The 20,061-nt window shown below is 64.5% G+C and carries 15 protein-coding genes; 9 read left to right on the top strand and 6 right to left on the bottom strand.

What is annotated here, in order from left to right; genetic code table 11:
* Positions 1-166 precede the first annotated feature (166 nt).
* A complete protein-coding gene (locus AB7532_RS16025) occupies positions 167-1,186 on the top strand; it encodes a polysaccharide deacetylase family protein (RefSeq protein ID WP_441235743.1) in 1,020 nt (339 codons plus the stop codon).
* A 6-nt stretch (positions 1,187-1,192) separates the two neighbouring features.
* Positions 1,193-1,756 carry a dihydrofolate reductase gene (locus AB7532_RS16020; protein WP_441235742.1) on the top strand — a complete coding sequence of 188 codons (564 nt, stop codon included), beginning with the start codon at positions 1,193-1,195 and terminating at the stop codon, positions 1,754-1,756.
* A gap of 106 nt (positions 1,757-1,862) precedes the next feature.
* Here the strand turns inward: AB7532_RS16020 and AB7532_RS16015 are convergent, their stop codons facing one another.
* The 3 genes from AB7532_RS16015 to AB7532_RS16005 form a co-directional block, all read right to left on the bottom strand.
* The gene (locus AB7532_RS16015) at positions 1,863-3,356 is read right to left on the bottom strand and encodes an outer membrane protein (protein WP_441235741.1); all 1,494 of its coding nucleotides are present in this window, start codon (positions 3,354-3,356) and stop codon (positions 1,863-1,865) included.
* A 139-nt stretch (positions 3,357-3,495) separates the two neighbouring features.
* Positions 3,496-3,948, bottom strand: coding sequence for a DoxX family protein (locus AB7532_RS16010; protein WP_441235740.1), 453 nt, complete (start codon positions 3,946-3,948; stop codon positions 3,496-3,498).
* A gap of 289 nt (positions 3,949-4,237) precedes the next feature.
* On the bottom strand, positions 4,238-6,547 hold the full coding sequence (locus AB7532_RS16005; RefSeq protein WP_441235739.1) for an NADP-dependent malic enzyme: 2,310 nt from the start codon (positions 6,545-6,547) through the stop codon (positions 4,238-4,240).
* Positions 6,548-6,794: 247 nt separating this feature from the next.
* Between AB7532_RS16005 and AB7532_RS16000 the strand changes: the two genes are divergently transcribed.
* Positions 6,795-8,765, top strand: a complete 1,971-nt coding sequence (locus AB7532_RS16000; protein WP_441235738.1) for a hypothetical protein — start codon at positions 6,795-6,797, stop codon at positions 8,763-8,765.
* Positions 8,766-8,928: 163 nt separating this feature from the next.
* On the opposite strand, the gene aspS is transcribed toward AB7532_RS16000, so the two are convergent.
* Positions 8,929-10,701: an aspartate--tRNA ligase gene (gene aspS / locus AB7532_RS15995; RefSeq protein WP_441235737.1), complete on the bottom strand. Its 1,773-nt coding sequence runs from the start codon at positions 10,699-10,701 to the stop codon at positions 8,929-8,931.
* Positions 10,702-10,889: 188 nt separating this feature from the next.
* On the opposite strand from aspS, the gene AB7532_RS15990 reads away from it, so the two are divergent.
* The gene (locus AB7532_RS15990) at positions 10,890-12,362 is read left to right on the top strand and encodes a protein adenylyltransferase SelO (RefSeq protein ID WP_441235736.1); all 1,473 of its coding nucleotides are present in this window, start codon (positions 10,890-10,892) and stop codon (positions 12,360-12,362) included.
* Positions 12,363-12,474: 112 nt separating this feature from the next.
* Here the strand turns inward: AB7532_RS15990 and AB7532_RS15985 are convergent, their stop codons facing one another.
* Positions 12,475-13,485 carry a M23 family metallopeptidase gene (locus AB7532_RS15985; protein WP_441235735.1) on the bottom strand — a complete coding sequence of 337 codons (1,011 nt, stop codon included), beginning with the start codon at positions 13,483-13,485 and terminating at the stop codon, positions 12,475-12,477.
* 261 nt (positions 13,486-13,746) lie between these two features.
* On the opposite strand from AB7532_RS15985, the gene AB7532_RS15980 reads away from it, so the two are divergent.
* From AB7532_RS15980 to AB7532_RS15965, 4 genes are read left to right on the top strand one after another with little or no spacing between them, the layout of a single operon-like run.
* Positions 13,747-14,598, top strand: coding sequence for a phosphodiesterase (locus AB7532_RS15980; RefSeq protein ID WP_441235734.1), 852 nt, complete (start codon positions 13,747-13,749; stop codon positions 14,596-14,598).
* Position 14,599: 1 nt separating this feature from the next.
* On the top strand, positions 14,600-15,550 hold the full coding sequence (locus tag AB7532_RS15975) for a carbohydrate ABC transporter permease (protein ID WP_441235733.1): 951 nt from the start codon (positions 14,600-14,602) through the stop codon (positions 15,548-15,550).
* The gene (locus AB7532_RS15970; protein ID WP_441235732.1) at positions 15,547-16,416 is read left to right on the top strand and encodes a carbohydrate ABC transporter permease; all 870 of its coding nucleotides are present in this window, start codon (positions 15,547-15,549) and stop codon (positions 16,414-16,416) included. The genes AB7532_RS15975 and AB7532_RS15970 overlap by 4 nt, the downstream gene beginning before the upstream one ends.
* An 11-nt stretch (positions 16,417-16,427) precedes the next feature.
* On the top strand, positions 16,428-17,759 hold the full coding sequence (locus AB7532_RS15965; protein ID WP_441235731.1) for an ABC transporter substrate-binding protein: 1,332 nt from the start codon (positions 16,428-16,430) through the stop codon (positions 17,757-17,759).
* 126 nt (positions 17,760-17,885) lie between these two features.
* Here the strand turns inward: AB7532_RS15965 and AB7532_RS15960 are convergent, their stop codons facing one another.
* Positions 17,886-18,875, bottom strand: a complete 990-nt coding sequence (locus AB7532_RS15960; RefSeq protein ID WP_441235730.1) for a zinc-dependent alcohol dehydrogenase family protein — start codon at positions 18,873-18,875, stop codon at positions 17,886-17,888.
* A gap of 104 nt (positions 18,876-18,979) precedes the next feature.
* On the opposite strand from AB7532_RS15960, the gene AB7532_RS15955 reads away from it, so the two are divergent.
* The gene (locus AB7532_RS15955) at positions 18,980-19,879 is read left to right on the top strand and encodes a LysR family transcriptional regulator (RefSeq protein ID WP_441235729.1); all 900 of its coding nucleotides are present in this window, start codon (positions 18,980-18,982) and stop codon (positions 19,877-19,879) included.
* The last annotated feature ends 182 nt before the right edge of the window (positions 19,880-20,061 follow it).

Genomic DNA, 20,061 nt, shown 5'->3' with positions numbered 1-20,061 from the left:
CCAATCCGGTTGGGCACAATTGCGGCGGGGTGCCAAACAGCCGTTGCAATGGCGAGGGCCCACCATCTAGGCTAGGATCAGCGCTAAGATATTTTGGGGCAGGACGGGTTTTGCCGGAGGCGAAAAGCCACGGCGGAACAACGGGATTAATCTCGAGGACATCACCATGCGTGTGGCGGCAGGACTGATTTTGGCAACCGCAATGTCGGTGGCGCTGACAAGCGCAGCGTGGTCGCAGACCCCGGCCGCAAGACCCGCCGCCACCCAAGCCGCACCGGCCGCGGCCCCGGCCGCTGCGCCGCCCGCAGCAGCACCTGCTCCGGCGGCCGCCGCCGCAGCGCCAGCGCAGCCCGCCTTCCCGCCTCCTCCCAAGCAGGCGCCCCAGCCCGCACGCGCGGCCTGCAATACGCCGGGCGCGCTCGGTGTCGCCCGCACCGTCGAGATCGACACCACCGGCGGTCCGGGCTTCGGCTTCGAGCACTTCAAGGAGCTCGACTTCCTCCGCGACAAGGAGGTGGTGCTGACCTTCGACGACGGCCCCTGGCCCAAGAACACGCCCGCGGTGCTGAAGGCGCTCGCCGACGAATGCACCACCGGCATCTTCTTCTCGATCGGCAAGCACGCGACCTACGAGCCGGAGATTCTCAAGCAGGTCTATGCGGCCGGCCACACCGTGGGCGCGCACACCTGGTCGCACGCCAACCTCAACAACAAGAAGCTCACGGAAGCGCAGCGCAAGGAAGAGATCGAGAAAGGCTTTTCGGCGGTGAAGTGGGCCCTCGGCGGCATCTCGCCCTCGCCGTTCTTCCGCTTCCCTGCGCTCCAGCATCCGCCGGAGATGGTCACCTATCTCGGCAACCGCAACGTCGCGATCTTCTCCTGCGACATCGACTCCTTCGACTTCAAGGCCTCCAAATCCGAGAAGGTGGTCGACACCGTGATGAAGAAGCTCGACACCAAGGGCAAGGGCATCATCCTGATGCACGATTTCCAGAAGCACACTGCGGAAGCCCTGCCCGAGCTGCTCAAGCGGCTGAAGGCCGGCGGCTACAAGGTGGTGGCGATGCGCGCCAAATTCCCGGCCTCGACGCTGCCGGAATACGACCAAGAGCTGCTCAAGGACGTCAAGCTGCCGACCGTGAGCACCCGGCCGGTCAATTCCGTGGTGACGACCGTTTCCGAATAGCTGACCTTGTCTCTACATCTCGAAGGCTACGTCATCATCTCCGCGGACGGCATGCTCGCGGACCCCGCGCATATCATGCCGCCCAGCCTGAAATTCGAAGGCGACAAGCTGTTCTTCGAGCAGGCGCTCGATCGCGCCGCGCTGGTCGTTCATGGCCGCCGCTCGCATGAGGACCAGGCGAACTCGCCGCAGCGCAAGCGGCTGGTCCTGACCCGCAAGATCAAGGCGCTCACCGTCGATCCGGAGATGCCGAACGCGACGCTGTGGAATCCAGATCATGCGAGCTTCGAGGAAGCCTGCGCTTTCGCCGACGTCGCCTCCGGCACCGTCGCGATCATCGGCGGCCCCGTCGTGTTCGACATGTTCATGGACCGCTACGACACCTTCTGGCTGTCGGAAGCCCCGCATGTGCGCCTGCCCGGCGGCGAAGGCTGCTTTGTCGGCGTGCCGGAGCGGACGCCGCATGAGGTGCTGGCCTCACATGGGATGAAGCCGGGTCAGCCATATCTGCTCGACGCGGCGCATAATGTGACTGTCACGCCGTGGCGGCCGGCGAGAGGCTCGACATAAAACTCGCGAAACAACCCCATGCACAGTACCGGTGTTTTGTTACCGGCAACTAACGGCTTCATTCGCTGCATATAACGAGCGAAGGATTTGCCCACCTGAGAGCATGCTACGGCGCCGGAAGGTGATAGGCCAGCACGCCGCGCAGCGTGTGCACCGTGCCGCCGGCGCTCAGGCTCGTCATGAAATCAGACGCCAGATCGTCTCTCGCCCCGAGATGCGTGAGGCGATATTCCGCGCGAGCCGAGATGCTGTCCGTGAGGAAGCGTTCGAAACCGCCGCCGAAGGTTGCGCCGTGATATTCCCGTGTGGGCGCGGTGCCGGGCAATCCGATGAAATTGTACGAGATCGACTGCGCCGTCGTTCCGCTATAGCCACCGAGCAGGTAGACCATCGTCTCCGGTGACACGAGATAGCCGACGCGTCCGCCGACGGTCCATCCCCACTTCACCGCGGCAAGGTCCGAAGAGACCTCGAAACCGCCGCCGGATGCCTTGACCTTGGCGCCACCGTTGGTCCCGGCATCGATCAGGCCGAATGCACCGAGGACCCATTTCGGCGCGACCTGTCGATCGTAGCCGATCGTGAACGTGCCGCCGACATCGGCGCCGCCGAGGCCGGAGGCGTTGAAGTCGAATACGCCAGCGAACGAGCCCGCGATATGGGGCGTGATGACGTCGCCGCCAATGCCGGCACCGACATAGACGCCGGTCCAGACCGGTTTCAACGCCGGCGCCGCCGACGTGGGCGCAGGTCCGCCGAACTGCCCGAAGCGATAGGCTGCTCCGATCCGGACCACATGCTGGGACAGGTCCGTGGTCCAGACCGCGCCGAGCGGATCAACCGTCGTATGCTGGCCAAGCGCGACATAGCGGTATTCGCCGCGCAGCGAGACGTTGCTGGCAAGGCGATATTCCGCGCCGGCGCCGACCGTGTAGCCGTGCGACGTGAGTGCAGGCTCCTGCGCCGTGAACGAAGGACCTCCTCCGAGGACCGCGTAGTTCAGATTCCAGTTGTTGATCCGCATCTCGCTGTAGCCGGCAAGGCCGTAGAGCAGGATATCGGGCGTCGCCAGAAATCCGGCACGGCCGCCGATCGTCCAGCCCTGATCGAGCGACGGCAGCGCCGCGCTCAGGCTCTGCCCGAAGAACGTGCTCGACGCACTGACCGTCGTGCGCTGACGTGACCAGTCGTAATCAACGAAGCCGCCGACCACGACACGCGGCGCAACCTGGATATCGAATCCGGCGAAAGCCGACAGGCCGAGATCGGCACCCTGCAAGCCGTCGAGCGCGAACAGATCTGCGCCGCCACCGGCCGGCGTCAGGCGCGACCGGCCTGTCATGAAATCGAAGCCGAGGCCGCCACCGACATAGAACTGGGTCCAGTTGGCCATGGGCGCCGCGAGCGGCCGCGCTTTCACGGGCAGATCAGCCGCACTCGCCGCCGTTGCAGCAAAGGCCGCGACGTGGGCCGCCCCTAGAATGGCCACAGCATGCGCCGCTCGTCGCTTCGAATGAACCAAGTGCCGCCCCCATCGCCCGCTGCAGGTTGTTCCACACAACCAGACGGCCGGTGATATTCTGCGTCGGCGCAGTTCCACAAGCGGACAGGCGCACGTGCTTCACCGCGGCCGCCATTTTAGGGAACCGCTGTGATCTCGAAGCCATAATCTATGAATGAGGGTTCACGAGAGCGGCGCCGATTTGCATCGGCGCCGACACCAACATCCGATGCGTCGACTACACGTCCCCGTAGGCCGTCTCCGCCGAGCGCGTGGCGCGGCCATAGCCCATGATCATGAACAGCGCGCCGATGATCGAGAGGTTCTTGAGCGCATCGACCAGCACCTTGGCGTTGTCGGGCGGCACCTGGTTCCAGAAGTCGTAAAACAGCACGGTCGAAACCGCGACGTAGACGATCATCAGCAACGCGAAGAAGCGCGCGCCGAAATTCAGCGCGATCATCAACCCCGCAATGATCTCGAGCCCGCCGAGCGCGATCGCCAGCAGTTGCGGCGTGGTCATGGCCGTCGCCGTCTCGATCTGCTTGGCGTAAGGCGCGATTGCCTCAGGCACCACGACCTTGGTGGCGATGAAATCCGCCGTGGCCTGCATGGCAAAGAGCTTGGTGGCGCCCGTGTAGATGAACAGCACGGCGAACAGGATCCGCCCGAAAGTCACGAACGCTGGCATGATCGGCCTCTTAGCTCAGGCTTTTTGAAAGCGGAATTTCGACGAAAGTACCGAGGGATTATGGAGAGTCATTCGCCGGTTTACAAACGGGGAAATGGGAACCTGCGAGTAATTCAAAAGGGAATGAGCGCACGGTGCACCTTAGCGGAATCGAACCGGGAGCGGCGACCACAACGCTCTCGGCGTCATGGCCGGGCTTGACCCGGCCATCCACGACTTACCTCGCCGCACGGAGAACGTGGATGCCCGGGACAAGCCCGGGCATGACGAGTTCGTGGAACGTCGCCCCTTACGTGAACAACGTCGGCTGCTGCCGCGCCGCGCGCTCTTGCGCTTCCACGACTGCGACGGCCGTCATGTTCAGGATGCCACGCGCCGTCACCGATGGCGTGAGGATGTGCGCGGTGCGCGCCGGGCCGATCAGGATCGGGCCGACGGGCAGCGCGTCCGCCAGCGACTTGATCATCTGATAGGCGACGTTGGCGGTGTCCAGCGTCGGCATGATCAGGATGTTGGCCTCGCCCTCGAGCTTGGAGTGCGGCAGCACCATTTTTCGCGCAGCCGCGGAGAGCGCGGTATCGCCCTGCATCTCGCCGTCGGCCTCGATCTCCGGATGCTTGTCCTTCAACAGCTGGGTCGCCCGGCGCATCTTGCGCGAGGAATCCGTGTCATAGCTGCCGAAATCCGAATGCGAGACGAAGGCAATCTTCGGCTTGATGTTGAAGCGCTGAACGTGGACCGCCGCGAGCGAGGCGATCTCGGCGAGCTCTTCCGCACTCGGATTGGGTCGCACCTGCGTGTCGGCGATGAAGAAGGCGCCCTTGCTGGTGATCAGCAGCGCCAGCGCGGCATAGTCGCTGATCCCAGGCGAGAAGCCGATGATCTCGCGGACATGACGCAGATGGTGCATGTAGCGGCCCTCGACGCCGCAGAGCATGGCATCCGCCTCCCCGCGCGTCACCGCGAGCGCGGCGATCACCGTGTTGTTGGTGCGCACCACCGTGCGCGCCGCATCCGGCGTCACGCCGCGGCGGCCGGCGACCTCGACATAGGACTGCACGTAGGAGCGGTAGCGCGGATCGTCCTCGGGATTGACGAGGTCGAAATCCTTGCCGGCCTTGATCGACAGGCCGAAGCGCTTGATCCGTGCTTCGACCACCGACGGACGTCCCACCAGGATCGGCGTCGCCAGCTTCTCCTCCAGCACCACTTGCGTGGCGCGCAGCACGCGCTCGTCCTCGCCTTCGGCGAAGATCACGCGCACCGGCTGGGTCTTGGCCTTGGCGAACATCGGCTTCATGACGAGGCCGGAGCGGAAGGCGAAACGCTCGAGCAGCGCGGTGTATTCGTCGAAATTGGTGATGGGCCGCGTCGCCACGCCCGATTCCATCGCCGCCTTCGCCACTGCCGGCGCGATGCGGAGGATCAGGCGCGGATCAAACGGACTCGGGATCAGCGAGCCCGGGCCAAACCCCTGCGTCTCGCCGGTATCAAAACCCTGCGCAACCGCATCCGACGGCGCCTCGCGCGCGAGCTGCGCGATGGCCTCGACGGCCGCGTGCTTCATCTCCTCGTTGATGGCGCTGGCACCGACATCGAGCGCGCCGCGAAAGATGAAGGGGAAGCAGAGGACGTTGTTGACCTGGTTCGGATAGTCGGAGCGGCCGGTGCAGATCATGGCGTCGGGGCGCACTTTTCGCGCTTCTTCCGGCATGATCTCGGGCGTCGGATTGGCGAGCGCCATGATCAGCGGCTTGTCGCCCATCGCTTTCGCCATCTCCGGCTTGAGCACGCCTGGTGCCGAGAGCCCGATGAAGATGTCGGCGCCGCCGATGACGTCGCCAAGCGTGCGCTTGTCGGTCTTCTGGGCATAGACTGCCTTCCAGCGGTCCATCGTGGTGTTGCGGCCCTCGTGCACGAGGCCGTCGATATCGCAGACCCAGATGTTCTTGCGCTGCGCGCCCATCGACACCAGGAGATTGAGCGTCGCGATCGCGGCAGCGCCAGCCCCCGACGCCACGATCTTGACGTCGGACAGTTTCTTGCCGTTCAGCCTGAGACCGTTGGTGATGGCGGCGGCGACGATGATGGCGGTGCCGTGCTGATCGTCATGGAAGACCGGGATCTTCATGCGCTCCTTCAGCTGCGCCTCGATCTCGAAGCACTCCGGTCCGCGGATGTCTTCCAGATTGATGCCGCCGAAGGTCGGCTCGAGCGCGGCCACGGTCTCGACCACGCGCTCGATGGTGTCGGCGGCGATCTCGATGTCGAACACGTCGATGCCGGCGAACTTCTTGAACAGGACGGCCTTGCCCTCCATCACCGGCTTGGAGGCGAGCGGGCCGATATTGCCGAGGCCGAGCACGGCGGTGCCGTTGGAGACCACGGCGACCAGATTGGAGCGGATCGTCAACGTGGCGGCTTCCGCCGGATTCTTGGCGATCTCCATGCAAGCGGCGGCAACGCCCGGCGAATAGGCAAGCGCGAGGTCGCGCTGGTTGGCAAGCGGCTTGCTCGCCTGGATCTCGAGCTTTCCGGGGCGCGGCAGACGATGGTAGGCGAGCGCCGCCTGGTGGAGATCATCGGAATAGGACGACATGCGGTCTCTTGCCTCGCGTTACCGGCCTCAAAGTGCCTCATCCGGAGCCGCCGTCCAAGCCGACGGTTATTTCCGGGTCGTGGAAACGGGATGAAGCACGGCCGAAGGCCCGGTGGCAATATCCGATTGCGCCCCCATCAACAGGGCGGCCGGTCAAATATCTGATAGCGCTAGCTTTCCCTGGACCGCGCGGCGTTTCCCGAATATGGCAGGTTGCGCAGTGCAAAACGAGCAACTGGAGCTGGGAATGAAGCGCATCCTGATCGGCCTGATCGTGGCAGCCGTGCTCGCCGCGGGCGGATGGTTCGGCTTCAACCTCTACGTCCAGCATCGCGCCACCGCCGAGGTCGAGGCGGCATTCGAGCAGATCCGCGCCAGTGGCGGCAAGGCGACCCACGGCAAGGTCGAGTTCGATCTGATGACGCGGACGCTGACCATCGAGGACATTGCAGTCACGCCCGGCAACCAGCCGCAAGCACAGGTCAGGATCGCCGGCATCAAGGGCACCGGCGTTCGCCTGATCGACGACACCAGGTTTTCGGCCGACAGCATCGACATCACCGGCTTCGAAGCCGCACTCGACCAGGTCGGCCCGACCAAGGTGAAAGCGTCCTACAAGATTCCGCAACTGACGATGCGTGACTACGCCGGACCCGTTCATAGCGGGCCGGCGCCGGCGAACGGCTCCCTGATCGATCTCTATCGCTATGCGCTCGGTCAATATGCGAGCGTCACGGCAACCTCGCTCACGGCGCCGGCGCTGACGATGAACTTTGATTCCGGCAGCGGTCCTGGCGGCAGCGGCGAGGTCACTTATTCCGGCTTGACGATCCAGAACCTCAAGCACGGCAAGATCGATGCGATGAAGGCGGATCGCGCCGTCATCTCGGTCGACGTGAGACAGCCAGGCAAGCCGGACAAGCTGACCGGTGAGCTGTCGAACATCATCGTGAACGATTTCGATGCGACCGCGATCATCGCCACGCTCGATCCGCAGACGAGCAAGGACGAGACCTATCACCGCGTTTACCGGCAAGTCTCGGCGGGCCCCTACGCGCTCAAATCAGCCCAGGGGATACGCGTCGACATCGATGGCTTCGTGATGGAGGACATCGGCGTACAGCCATCGAAATTCCGGCTGGGCGAGATCTTTGCCGCGTTGCCGCAGGATCAATCAGCCGTTCCGACGCCGGCACAGGCGCGCGGCATGATGGAGAAGCTTGCCGGAGTGTACGAGGGTCTTCGCATCGGCCGAGCCGAGGTCAGCAAGATTTCGATCGGCACGCCGCAAGGAACCGGCAAGGTCAACGCCATCAGGTACCGCGAGAACGAGTTCGCGATCGAGGGCGTCGATACGCCGGCCCCGCAGGGGCAGTTCAAGATGGAGCGCTTCGCGCTGAAATCCTTCAGCGCGGCGAATTTGATCCGCTGGGCAGCCAGCCTCGCGACGCCCGGGCAAGCCCCCTCACCCGATCAGACGCTGGGTCTGTTCCGGGTGCTCGAAGGCGCCGAGATCAAGGGCGTGGTCTCGCCCTACAAGAACACGCGGCAGCTCGTCACCATCGATACGATCAGCCTGAACTGGGGCCAGTTGGTCGGATCGATCCCGAGCAAGGCCAGCCTGGTCGTGAAGATGGTGGCGCCGACAGATCCCGCCAATCCGGCGCAGCGGCCGCTGACGATGGCCGGCATCGACAAGCTGGCGATCAACCTCGATCTCGGTGCGGCCTGGACGGAATCGTCAGGCGCGTTCGCACTGGCGCCGGCCACGATCGATCTCGGCAATCTCGCCAAGGCACAGGCGCGCTTCGCGCTCGCCAACGTGCCGCGCGGCCTGTTCACGACCAACCCGGTGCAGGCCATGGCCCAGGCGGCGCAGGTCGAGACCGGCGCGATCGAGCTGTCCCTGCGTGACAGCGGCGTCGTCGATCTCGTCGTGGCGCAATTCTCGCGCATCCAGAGTGTCAGCCGCGATGCCGCGCGCAGCGCCATCGTCGAGATGATCCGGGCGCAGGGCGAGAGGATCGCGGCTGCCAATGTCGATGCCAGGGTGGCGGTGGACGCGCTTGCCGGCTTCGTCGCGACACCTGGACAAACGCTGAGCATCAAGCTGACGCCCCGCGCCAAGGTGCCGCTGATGCAATTGATGCAGCTGACCCAGACCGACCCGGAGAGCGCGCTGGCGCAGTTCAGGATCGAGGCATCGACGGGGCTGTAGAGCAGGCTCTCTCGTGTCCCGGACGCGCTGCGGCACGCAGTGACGCTGCGCAGAGCCGGGACCCAGAAAGGCCGCTGTTCGCTGAATCGTGGGCCCCGGCTCAGCAGCGCATCACTCCGTGCTGCGCTGCGTCCGGGGCACGAGACTGAAACCGCGGCGACCGTTACTTCTGCGGCAGGTTCACCTTCACATGCAGCTCGCGGAGCTGCTTGGTCGTGGCGTCCGACGGTGCGCCCATCAGCAGGTCCATGGCCTGCTGGTTCATCGGGAACAGCGAGATCTCGCGCAGATTGTTGGTGCCGCACAGGAGCATCACGATGCGGTCCACACCCGCGGCCATACCACCATGCGGCGGCGCGCCGTACTGGAAGGCGCGGTACATGCCGCCGAAGCGGTCGACCACTTCCTGCTCGCCGTAGCCTGCAATCTCGAATGCCTTCACCATCGCTTCCGGCACGTGGTTGCGGATGCCGCCCGAGGCGATCTCAAAGCCGTTGCAGGTGATGTCGTACTGGAACGCCTTGATGGTCAGAGGGTCCTGGCCCTTCAGCGCGTCGAGGCCGCCCTGAGGCATCGAGAACGGGTTGTGCGAGAAGTCGACCTTCTTGTCCTCGTCGTTGTACTCGTACATCGGGAAGTCGACGATCCAGGCAAGCTCGAACCGCTCCTTGTCGGTGAGGTTCAACTCCTCGCCGACCTTGTTGCGGGCCAACCCTGAGAACTTCCAGAACTTGTCGGGATCGCCGGCGACGAAGAAGGCGGCATCGCCTTCCTTGGTGCCGATCTGCGCGCGGATCGCAGCGGTGCGCTCAGGCCCGATGTTGTTCGCAAGCGGACCAGCGCCCTCGCCGCCCTCGCGCCACATGATGTAGCCAAGGCCCGGCTGGCCCTCGCCCTGCGCCCACGAGTTCATGCGGTCGCAGAACGCGCGGCTGCCGCCGCCGGTTGCCGGGATCGCCCAGACCTGGTTCTTGGGATCTTCGAGCATGCGCGCGAACACCTTGAAGCCGGAGCCGCGGAAGTGCTCGGAGACGTCCTGCATCTCGATCGGGTTGCGCAGGTCCGGCTTGTCGCTACCGTATTTGCGCAGCGCTTCGGCGAACGGAATGCGGCGCCAGTTCTTGCTCACCGGCTTGCCCTTGGCGAACTCCTCGAACACGCCGGTGATGACGGGCTCCATCGCCGCGAAGACGTCTTCCTGCGTGACAAAGCTCATCTCGACGTCGAGCTGATAGAACTCGCCCGGCAGACGGTCGGCGCGCGGGTCCTCGTCGCGGAAGCAGGGCGCGATCTGGAAATAGCGGTCGAAGCCCGACATCATCAGCAGCTGCTTGTACTGCTGCGGCGCCTGCGGCAGCGCGTAGAATTTTCCAGGGTGGATGCGCGAAGGCACCAGGAAGTCGCGCGCGCCTTCCGGCGAGGACGCGGTCAGGATCGGCGTGTTGAACTCGAAGAAGCCCTGCCCCTCCATGCGCCTGCGCATCGACTTGATGATGTCGACGCGCGTCATGATGTTCTGGTGCAGCTTCTCGCGACGCAGGTCCAGGAAGCGGTACTTCAGGCGGATGTCCTCAGGATATTCCTGGTCGCCGAACACCGGCAGCGGGAGGTCGCCGGCAGGTCCCAGCACCTCGATCTCGCTGACATAGATCTCGATCTTGCCGGTCGGCAGATCGTCATTGTCGGTGCCTTCAGGGCGGCGGCGGACCTTGCCGTCCATCTTGACCACGAATTCCGAGCGCAGCTTCTCGGCCTGCGAAAACGCCGGCGAGTCCGGGTCGACCACGCACTGGGTCAGGCCGTAATGGTCGCGCAAATCGATGAACAGCACGCCGCCATGGTCGCGCACGCGATGGACCCAGCCCGAGAGGCGGATGGTCTCGCCGATGTTGCTCTCGCGGAGATCGCCGCATTTATGTGACCGGTAGCGATGCATGGCCGTCCCAAATTCAATGTCGGAGGGGTCGAATCGGACGGCCTGAAACGGCCGGCCCGACGTTGCGGCAGGGTTTACCCGACGAGCCCCAAGGCGGCAACCAATGGAACGGCCTGTTTTGGGCTGGATGAGCCCATTTTCAGGCTCCAAGCCTTTGCCATCAGCCGTTCCAGCCCTATCTTGGGGACATGACGGTCCATTTCCCCTTCCAGAACTCGTATTCGGCGCTGCCAGACAGCTTCTTTGCCCGCGTCGCGCCGACCCCTGTCGCCGCCCCCCGGCTGATCAAGCTGAACCGGCCGCTCGCGGTCCAGCTCGGGCTCGATCCTGACCTGCTGGAGACCCCGGAGGGCGCCGAGATCCTTGCGGGCAAGACGGTTCCATCAGGCGCCGATCCGATCGCCATGGCCTATGCCGGCCACCAGTTCGGGAATTTCGTGCCCCAGCTCGGCGACGGCCGCGCCATCCTGCTCGGCGAGGTCATCGACCGGGACGGCCAACGCCGCGACATCCAGCTCAAGGGCAGTGGTCCCACCCCGTTCTCCCGCCGCGGCGACGGCCGCGCCGCGCTGGGCCCCGTGCTGCGCGAATACATCGTCAGCGAAGCGATGTACGTGCTGGGCATTCCAACGACGCGTTCGCTCGCCGCGGTCGTCACCGGCGAGCATGTGCTGCGCGAGACGGCACTGCCGGGCGCCGTGCTGACGCGCGTCGCCTCGAGCCATATCCGCGTCGGCACCTTCCAGTTCTTCGCCGTGCGCCGCGACACCGATGCGGTCCGCCGTCTCGCCGACCATGTCATCACGCGCCATTATCCGGAGCTTTTGACTGCGGAGCGCCCCTATCACGATCTGCTCGCCGCTGTCGTGGCGCGCCAGGCAAACCTCGTGGCGCGCTGGCTGCTGGTCGGCTTCATCCATGGCGTGATGAACACCGACAACAGCTCCATCTCCGGCGAGACCATCGACTACGGCCCCTGCGCCTTCATGGATGCCTACAACCCGTCGCAGGTGTTTTCCTCAATCGACGAGATGGGCCGCTACGCCTATGCCAACCAGCCGCGCATCGCACTGTGGAATCTGACGCGGCTCGCCGAATGCCTGCTGCCGCTGTTCTCCGACGAGCAGGAGAAGGCGGTCGCGGAGGCCCAGGACATCCTCGGCGCGTTCGGCGAGATTTTCAGCGAAGCTTATCAGGCGGGCCTGCGCAAGAAGGTCGGCCTGTTCACGATGCGCGATGGCGATGAGGCGCTGATCCAGGACCTGCTCGACGCGATGGCGAAGAACCAGGCGGACTTCACGCTGACGTTCCGCAAGCTGGGTGATGCCGCAGCCGATGACGGCACTGAGGTGCGGGCGCAGTTCATGGAGCCTGCAGCCTTCGACGAGTGGGCCGGACGCTGGCGCGCGCGCACGTCGCTGGAGCCGCAGACGCCAGCCGAGCGGCAAGCCGCCATGCAAGCCGTCAATCCGATCTTCATCCCGCGCAACCACCGCGTCGAGGCCGTGATCCAGGCCGCGGTGAACAACGACGACTACGCGCCGTTCGAGGAATTGGTGAAGGTGCTGGCCAAGCCGTTCGAGGACCAGCCGGACTACGCCGCCTACGCCGATCCGCCATTGCCGGATCAGCGTGTGTTGCAGACATTTTGCGGGACGTAGCGACAAGCTAGGTGCGTAGGGTGGATTAGCGAAGCGTAATCCACCTCTTTACTTTCCTCTGGTTGGGAGACGTGGTGGATTACGCCTTTGGCTAATCCACCCTACGCACTCGCTATTTCGTCGCCTTCCTTACCCCGCCAAACGAAGCCGCGTCGAACTTCTGGGGATCGACGGGGACATAGCGTGACCATTCCATGTCGGGCACGCTGGCGTAGCGCTCGATCCACGCCTTGTCCGTCGTCGTGTTGCCGGGCGCGACGGGACGGATCTCGAAATGCAGCACCTTGTTCGGGCCAATCTCGCCGATCGGATCTCCGGCCTTGATGCTCGCGCCCACCGCGAGCGCCTGGCCCTTTGGCCCAACGATGCGGCCGAGCTGGACATAGCGGGTGTAGACGATGCCACCATTGGGATAGGTGTGCTTGAGCACGACGTAGCGGCCGCAGCCGCCGATGATCGGCAGGTCGGACGGCGCCTGCTCGCTGGTCTCGATCTTGACGACGATTCCGTCCGCCATCGCCGCCGCCGGGCCGCCCGCCCTGTCCGCGGTGAAGTCGACACCGGGATGCTCGTCCTGGGTCCAGCATCCGCAGGAGGTCATGGTCTTGTCCGCCGGCTTATCGGCGCGCGGCACACTGCGCGGGGTCAGGAATTCATTGACCAGCAGTCCCGGCCCTTCGCGCGAGGTGAAGCCATGAATTGCATAGAGCGACAGCTTGTCGCCGACCGGCACCTCACCCGGCAGGAAGCCGTAGACCACATCCTGGATGAAGACCTTGAGCTCGCGCCCCTTGGCGGATCGCACCGTGATGCAATTGGTCACCTGCAAGCCGTCGGCGTCCGCCTTGGGCATGCCGCTCATGATCAGCGATCGCTTCAGCGCGCCGCTTGTGCATGGGCCGCCGTGAGACGCCAGCGTCACGTCGAGCTTCAGCGGCGCCATCGGATAGACGTCCATGCCGCTGGCGGGGCGACGCCGTGCGAGGAATTCGTCGAGATCGGTCTCCTTGTAGCGCGCGAAGTTGAATTCGGCGCGCACCGCAACAGGGAGGGCGCAGAGGACGACAAGCAGCAGGGAGGCAGCAAGCAAACCCGGCTTGCGGAAGACACACGGCGGCAACATTCGGAGGTCTCGTGATGCAAATTCGGTGAGCAGCACGAGCAAACCATGGCCACATCTTCGCGGCAAGGTAGATCGCATCTTGCACCGCAATCGTGAAAGGTCATCGGCCTCAGAGCGCGCCCGCCCGGTCGTCCAAAGCATGTCCCCAGCTTCCACACGCCGCGGGAACCGCTGTCATCAAACTGAAACACTCGCGCTCTAACGGCCTGTCAGGGCCGTCTTGCCGGAGGCGCCCACCCTCCAACGATCCTGACAAGCGCCATGCCCTTCAAGTTCATCCACATCACCGATACGCATCTTGCGAACCCCGGGCTGAAACTCTATGGCCTCGATCCGCGCGCCCGGCTGGACGCTGCGATCGCCGATATCAACAAGCATCAGTCCGATGCAGCCTTCGCGGTCGTGACCGGCGACCTCACCCATTGGGGCGAGCCTGAATCCTACGCTAATTTCGCCGACGCCATGGCGGCGCTGAAAATTCCGTACATCGCCATGGTCGGCAATCACGACAAGCGCGTGGCCTGCCTCGACGGCCTGAAGGCCGCCCCGCGCGATCCCAACGGTTTCGTGCAGGGCACGCGCACCACCGAGCACGGCCTGTTCGTCTTCCTCGACACGCTGGACGAGACGAGCCACGCCGGCGAAATGTGCGCCAAACGCCTTGGCTGGCTTGCGAGCACGCTCGCCGCCGCGCCTGCCGACCAACCCTTCGTCGTGTTTATGCATCATCCGCCCTTTCCGGTCGGCGTCCACGCAATGGACGAGATCGCCCTGGCGCAGAGCGCTGAATTCGCCGAGGTCATCGCGCCGTATCGTTCGCGCATCCGCCACCTCTTCTTCGGCCATGTGCACCGGCCGATCTTCGGCAGCTATGGCAAGATCCCGTTCTCGACCCTGCGCGGCACCAACCACCAGGTCTGGTTCGAGCTCGACGCCGCCGTCACCGATCATCTGGCGAGCCACGAGCCGCCGGCCTATGGCGTGGCACTGATCGACGATCAGAACCTGGTCGTGCACAGCCACGACTTTCTCGACACCAGTCTGCGCTTCCCGTTCGAGCCGCCCGCGGGAATGGACGGCCGCGACTATGCGCTCAACTTCCCGGCGCGGTGAGATGAGCCTCGCTGAACCCGCGGCTCTCCCGGTCGCGGCATCAGTGGCACCGCGTCTGCATATCCTGAAGCGGTTCTCGAGCCGTTTCAGAACCTCGCTGCCTGCCTATCTCCTGCTGCTGCCCTCGCTGGTCTTCCTCGCGCTGTTCACCTATGGCGCGATGGGGCGCGTCTTCATCGACGCGCTCTATCAGCGCGCCACGCCGAAGGCGCCGCTTCGTTTCGTCGGCCTCGACAACATCGGCGCAGTGCTTGCCGACCCTTATTTCGCCGGTGCGGTCGTCAACAATCTCATCTATGCCGTCGGCACCGCGATCCCGAGCATCGGACTTGCGCTGCTGTTCGCGCTGGCTCTCGCCCGCACCAGCGCCGTGAACAGTGCATTGCGCGCCGCGCTGTTCCTGCCGGTGCTGATCCCGATGGTCGCGGCATCCGCGCTGTTTCTGTTCATCTTCCTGCCCAATGTCGGCCTGCTCGACTATTACATCGGCCGCTTCCTTCCGGTGCTGCCGAACTGGCTCGGCGATCCCGACATCGCGCTGTGGGCGATCATGATCATCACCATCTGGAAGAACGCCGGCTATTACATGCTGTTCTTCCTGGCCGGCCTCCAGGCGGTGCCCGAGGACGTCATGGAGGCCGCGCATCTCGACGGCGCCGGGCCGTTCATGCGCTTTCGCCACATCATCCTGCCGGAACTCAAGCCCACCTTCCTGTTCGTCATCGTGATCGCCACGCTCAACGCGGTGACGCAGGTCGACCACGTCTTCGTCATGACCAAGGGCGGGCCGTCGAATTCGACCAATCTCGTGCTGTTCTACATCTACCAGCAGGCGGTCGAGCATTACGACATCGGCAAGGCCTCGGCGGCAACGCTGGTGACGCTCGCCGCACTGATGGGCCTCACCGCGCTCTCGTTCCGCACGATGGCCAATCGCGAGGGCGGGCGATGAGGCTGATCGACTGGTTGCTCAAGGACGCCCCGCTCGCGACCCGCCGCGAGATCACGCCAAAACTCGGCTTCGTGCTGACGATCCTGCTCGCGCTCGTCTGGCTGATCCCGTTCCTGTGGATGGGCGTGGCGACGCTGCGCCCGGCCTCCGACGGCATCAATTTGATGGCCGAGCTGATGCCGAGCCTGAAGCCGACGCTCGACAACATCAGGGATGCCTGGGAGATCGGCGACTTCCCGCGCTACTTCCTCAACACCACCATCATCTGCACAGGGATCCTGCTGGTGCAGTTCGTCACGATCACCCTGGCGGGCTTTGCCTTTGCGCGGCTCGACTTCGCCGGCAAGACGCCGATCTTCTATCTGTTCCTGATGCAGCTGATGCTCGTGCCGGTGCTGCTGATCGTTCCCAATCTGCGCATCATCGCACAGTTTGGCCTCTACGATACGCTGGCCGGCGTCATGATGCCGTTTTTCGCGTCCGCCTTCGGCACCTTCCTGATGCGCCAGGCTTTCGAGGCCATCCCGACCGAGCTGGAAGACGCCGCCCTGATCGACGGCGCCGGTCTGCTCCAGCGCATCCGCCACATCTACATCCCGCTGTCGCTGCCGAGCTTCTCCGCCTTCGCGATCATCTCGGTCACCAGCCATTGGAACGACTTCCTGTGGCCGCTGATGGTGATCAATTCGCCGGACAAGCGGCCGCTCACGGTCGGGCTCTCGGTCTTCACCGCCACGGCCGAAGGCACGCAGGCCTGGGGCACCATCGCAGCCGGCACGCTGATGGTGATCGCGCCCCTGCTCATCACGTTCCTGATTTTTCAGAAACGCTTCATCAGTTCGTTCGTCACCTCAGGCATCAAATAGGAGATTTTTCGATGCTGTTTACCCGCAGGCTCATGCTTGGCCTCGCCATGGCAGGTTCTATGGTTGGCGCCCTCGCCGTCCCGGCACTGGCCGAAGGTCCGACCGAGATCGATTTATTCTTCCCCGTCCCCGTCGACGGCAAGCTCGCCCGCGACATGGGCACGTTGATCAAGGAGTTCAACGAGACTCATCCGGCGATCAAGGCCACCGCCGTCTACACCGGTTCCTATGACGACACGCTGATCAAGACGCGCGCCGCGATCAAAGCCGGCAAGCCGCCGTCCGCCGTGATCATGTCGGCGAACTTCCTGCTCGACATGCAGATCGAGAACGAGCTCACCAATCTCGACAGCCTGATCGCCGCCGACGGCACCACCAAAGAGAAATTCCTGGGCCAGTTCTTCCCGGCGCTCCAGGGCAATGCGGTGATCGACCGCTCGGTCTACGGCGTGCCGTTCCACAATTCGACGCCCCTGCTCTACATCAACGCCGACAAGGCCAAGGAAGCCGGCCTCGATCCGAGCAAGCCGCCGCAGACCTGGGCTGAATTGACCGACTGGGCCAAGAAGCTCACCAAGCGCGAGGGCGACAAGGTGACCCAATGGGGCATCGCGATCCCCTGCGCCTATGACTATTGCGGCTGGATGATGGAAACGCTCACCATGACCAATGGCGGGCGCTACTACAACGAGGAGTTCGGCGGTGAGGTCTATTACGACACGCCCTCGATGCTGGGCGCACTGACCTGGTGGAACGACCTCGTCACCAAGCACAAGGTTCACGCCCCCGGCGCCACACCAGGCCCTGCCGTCAGCACCTCCTTCATCTCCGGCAACGCCGCGATGATGATGCTCTCGACGGGATCGCTGACCTATGTCCGCGACAACGCCAAGTTCAACTACAAGGTCGCGTTCATCCCGCGCAACGTCCGCAACGCCGTGCCGATCGGCGGCGCCTCGCTGATCGTTCCGGCCGGTCTCGAAGCCGACAAGCAGAAGGCGGCCTGGACGCTGATCAAGTGGATGACCTCACCCGAGAAGAGCGCCTGGTGGAGCCGCGCCACCGGCTATTTCGCGCCCAACATGGCCGCGTACAAGACGCCTGACATGGTGGATTTCCTCAACAAGAACCCGGACGCCAAGACCGCCGTCGAGCAGCTCGACGTCGCAAAGCCCTGGTTCGCGACCTACAAGACGGTCCCCGTCCGCAAGAACCTCGAGGACGAGGTGATGCTGGTCCTCAACGGCAAGAAGCAGCCGAAGGAGGCCCTCGTCGCCGCCCAGAAAGCCGCCGACGAGACGCTCAAGCCGTACAATGCGGAGACGTCGCTGAAGCTGCCGTGAGGCAGTCTTGTAGGGTGGATTGGCTCGCGGCTGCGCGAAGCGCAGTCGCGGGCGTGATCCACCGCTTCTCCGTCCGCGGATACGAACAGTGGTGGATTACGCCTTCGGCTAATCTACCCTACGGCCTCAGATCGTGACCACGATCTTGCCGAATTGATCATTCGACTCCAGGAAGCGATGCGCCTCGACGATGTCCTCGAACTCAAACGTTCGTGCGATGATCGGCTTCAACGATCCCTCCGCCAACCCATCGAGGATGTACGCTTTCGCCCGCGCCAGCCGCGCGGGATCGCGGATGATTTCGTGCACGAGGTAGCCGCGCAGCGTCAGGCTCTTGCTGAGCACGTTGCCCAGCGGAAACGGCGTCGGCGCGGGGCTCAAGCCTCCATACTCGATCAGGATGCCGCCCGGTGCCATCGCCACGGTCAGCGGCTCGAACGCCGGACCGCCGACCGCATCGAGCACCACGCGGACGCCGTTTGAACCGGCGATCTGCTCCAGCCGCGCGCTGATGTCTTCTTCATCAGAGGCGACGACATGGGCAGCGCCGGCGTCGAGCAAGGCCTGCCGCTTGGCCGAGGTCCGCGTCAGGGCTACCGGAACAGCGCCGATCCGGTTCGCGATCTGGATGGCGGCAAGTCCAACGCTGCTCGACGCAGCGGTGACTGCAACGACATCCCCTCGCTCGAGTCCGGCAATGTCGACCAGCGCACCGTAGGCCGTCAGATACTGCATCCACACCGCGGCCGCGACTTCGAAGCCAAGCGCCGGCGGATGCTTCACGACGAGGTTGGCCGGGAACGTCGCGAGTTCGGCATAGGCCGGCCATCGCACCATCGACAGCGGCGGCACGATGCTCACGGGATCGCCTGCCACAAAGTCGGCGACGCCTTCTCCGACGGCCTCGACGAGCCCTGCCGCCTCCAGACCAAGGCCGGACGGAAATGTCGCGGTCTCGATATAGGTCCCTCTCCGCAGAAGGGCTTCCGCGCGATTGAGGCCGAGCGCCTTGACACGGATCTGCACGTCGCCCCTCGCCGGCGGCGCGACATCGACCGTCTCGATGCGCAGCACTTCGGGATCGCCATACTGGTGAAAGCGAACGACGCGGACCATTGAATCCACTCCAAAACAGTTGAACCAAATGGAGCTATGCCGCGTCCGCGGAAGCGGATAAATCGCGTCATCAAGCGAGCAGTCAAAACCAGGAGTTTTTAATCATGGACCGCCTGACCAGCATGGCCGTGTTCGTCAGGGCCGTCGATCTCGGCTCGTTCGCGGCCGCGGCCGATGCGTTCGAGATGTCAGGGCCGATGGTCGGCAAGCATGTGCGCTTCCTCGAAGAGCGCCTCGGCGTCCGCCTCCTCAACCGCACCACGCGCCGCCAGAGCGTGACCGAGGCTGGTCAGGCCTATTACGCGCGCTGCCGTGTGGTGCTGGCTGAGGCCGATGCTGCAGACGCCGTCGTCGCGGACGAGCTGTCCGAACCGCGTGGCAGGCTGCGCGTGACCATGCCCGCCCTGCTTGGGCGGCACTGCATCGCGCCCCTCCTGATGAAGCTCGCGCGCAAATATCCGCATCTCGAGCTGGACCTCTCCTTCGGCGATCCCATCGCCGACATCATCGAGGCCGGCTACGATCTTGCGATCCGGACCGGCGATCTCGACGACCAGTCCGGCCTGATCACGCGGCGCATCGCTGGCCAGCGCATGGTGGTGTGCGGCGCGCGCTCGTATCTGCGCGCCAACGGCAAGCCGAAATCGCTCGACGAGCTCACCGCGCACCAGGCCATCATCTATCGTCGCTCGGGCCGTGTCCGGCCGTGGCTGTTTCCGCAGGACAGCCAGCCTCCGCGCGAGATCGTTCCATCAGGCAGGCTGCGACTCGACGATATGGAGGCGATCGCCGATGCCGCCGCGCAGGGCATGGGGCTCGCCTGGCTACCCTACTGGCTGGTCCGCGAACGCCTCAACTCCGGCGCGCTGGTCGGTCTTCTCGCGGGCCAGGGCGAATTCCTCTACGACTGCCACGCGTTGTGGCCGCGTTCACCCCGCATGCCGCCAAAGCTCCGCGCCGCGGTGGACACGCTCGCTGCCGCATTGCCCAAGCTGATGAAATAATGGAAATGTGCGATTGATCCTGCGATGCTGGCGTGATGGACACAGGCATCTGGGACCGGATTTACACCGTCAACAAATACTACGACGGGCCAGAACTCGGCGTTGCCGACTATCTGGGAAAGCCGCACGTCTACGAAAGACAGTTCGATGGCGGGAGAGACGACTACTCGTCGCGCTTCCTG

It is taken from the genome of Bradyrhizobium sp. 930_D9_N1_4, from assembly GCF_052076015.1.
Taxonomy (GTDB): Bacteria; Pseudomonadota; Alphaproteobacteria; order Rhizobiales; family Xanthobacteraceae; genus Bradyrhizobium.
This window is presented reverse-complemented; position numbering and strand designations above follow the sequence as displayed.

Excerpts from the sequence above, each read along its gene's own strand:
- AB7532_RS15985 (WP_441235735.1), bottom strand. The coding sequence starts at position 13,485 with ATGTTGCCGCCGTGTGTCTTCCGCAAGCCGGGTTTGCTTGCTGCCTCC.
- AB7532_RS15975 (WP_441235733.1), top strand. The coding sequence starts at position 14,600 with ATGAGCCTCGCTGAACCCGCGGCTCTCCCGGTCGCGGCATCAGTGGCA.
- AB7532_RS15980 (WP_441235734.1), top strand. The coding sequence starts at position 13,747 with ATGCCCTTCAAGTTCATCCACATCACCGATACGCATCTTGCGAACCCC.
- AB7532_RS16005 (WP_441235739.1), bottom strand. The coding sequence starts at position 6,547 with ATGTCGTCCTATTCCGATGATCTCCACCAGGCGGCGCTCGCCTACCAT.
- AB7532_RS16025 (WP_441235743.1), top strand. The coding sequence starts at position 167 with ATGCGTGTGGCGGCAGGACTGATTTTGGCAACCGCAATGTCGGTGGCG.
- AB7532_RS16010 (WP_441235740.1), bottom strand. The coding sequence starts at position 3,948 with ATGCCAGCGTTCGTGACTTTCGGGCGGATCCTGTTCGCCGTGCTGTTC.
- AB7532_RS15970 (WP_441235732.1), top strand. The coding sequence starts at position 15,547 with ATGAGGCTGATCGACTGGTTGCTCAAGGACGCCCCGCTCGCGACCCGC.
- AB7532_RS15955 (WP_441235729.1), top strand. The coding sequence starts at position 18,980 with ATGGACCGCCTGACCAGCATGGCCGTGTTCGTCAGGGCCGTCGATCTC.
- AB7532_RS16000 (WP_441235738.1), top strand. The coding sequence starts at position 6,795 with ATGAAGCGCATCCTGATCGGCCTGATCGTGGCAGCCGTGCTCGCCGCG.
- AB7532_RS15960 (WP_441235730.1), bottom strand. The coding sequence starts at position 18,875 with ATGGTCCGCGTCGTTCGCTTTCACCAGTATGGCGATCCCGAAGTGCTG.
- AB7532_RS15965 (WP_441235731.1), top strand. The coding sequence starts at position 16,428 with ATGCTGTTTACCCGCAGGCTCATGCTTGGCCTCGCCATGGCAGGTTCT.
- aspS (WP_441235737.1), bottom strand. The coding sequence starts at position 10,701 with ATGCATCGCTACCGGTCACATAAATGCGGCGATCTCCGCGAGAGCAAC.
- AB7532_RS15990 (WP_441235736.1), top strand. The coding sequence starts at position 10,890 with ATGACGGTCCATTTCCCCTTCCAGAACTCGTATTCGGCGCTGCCAGAC.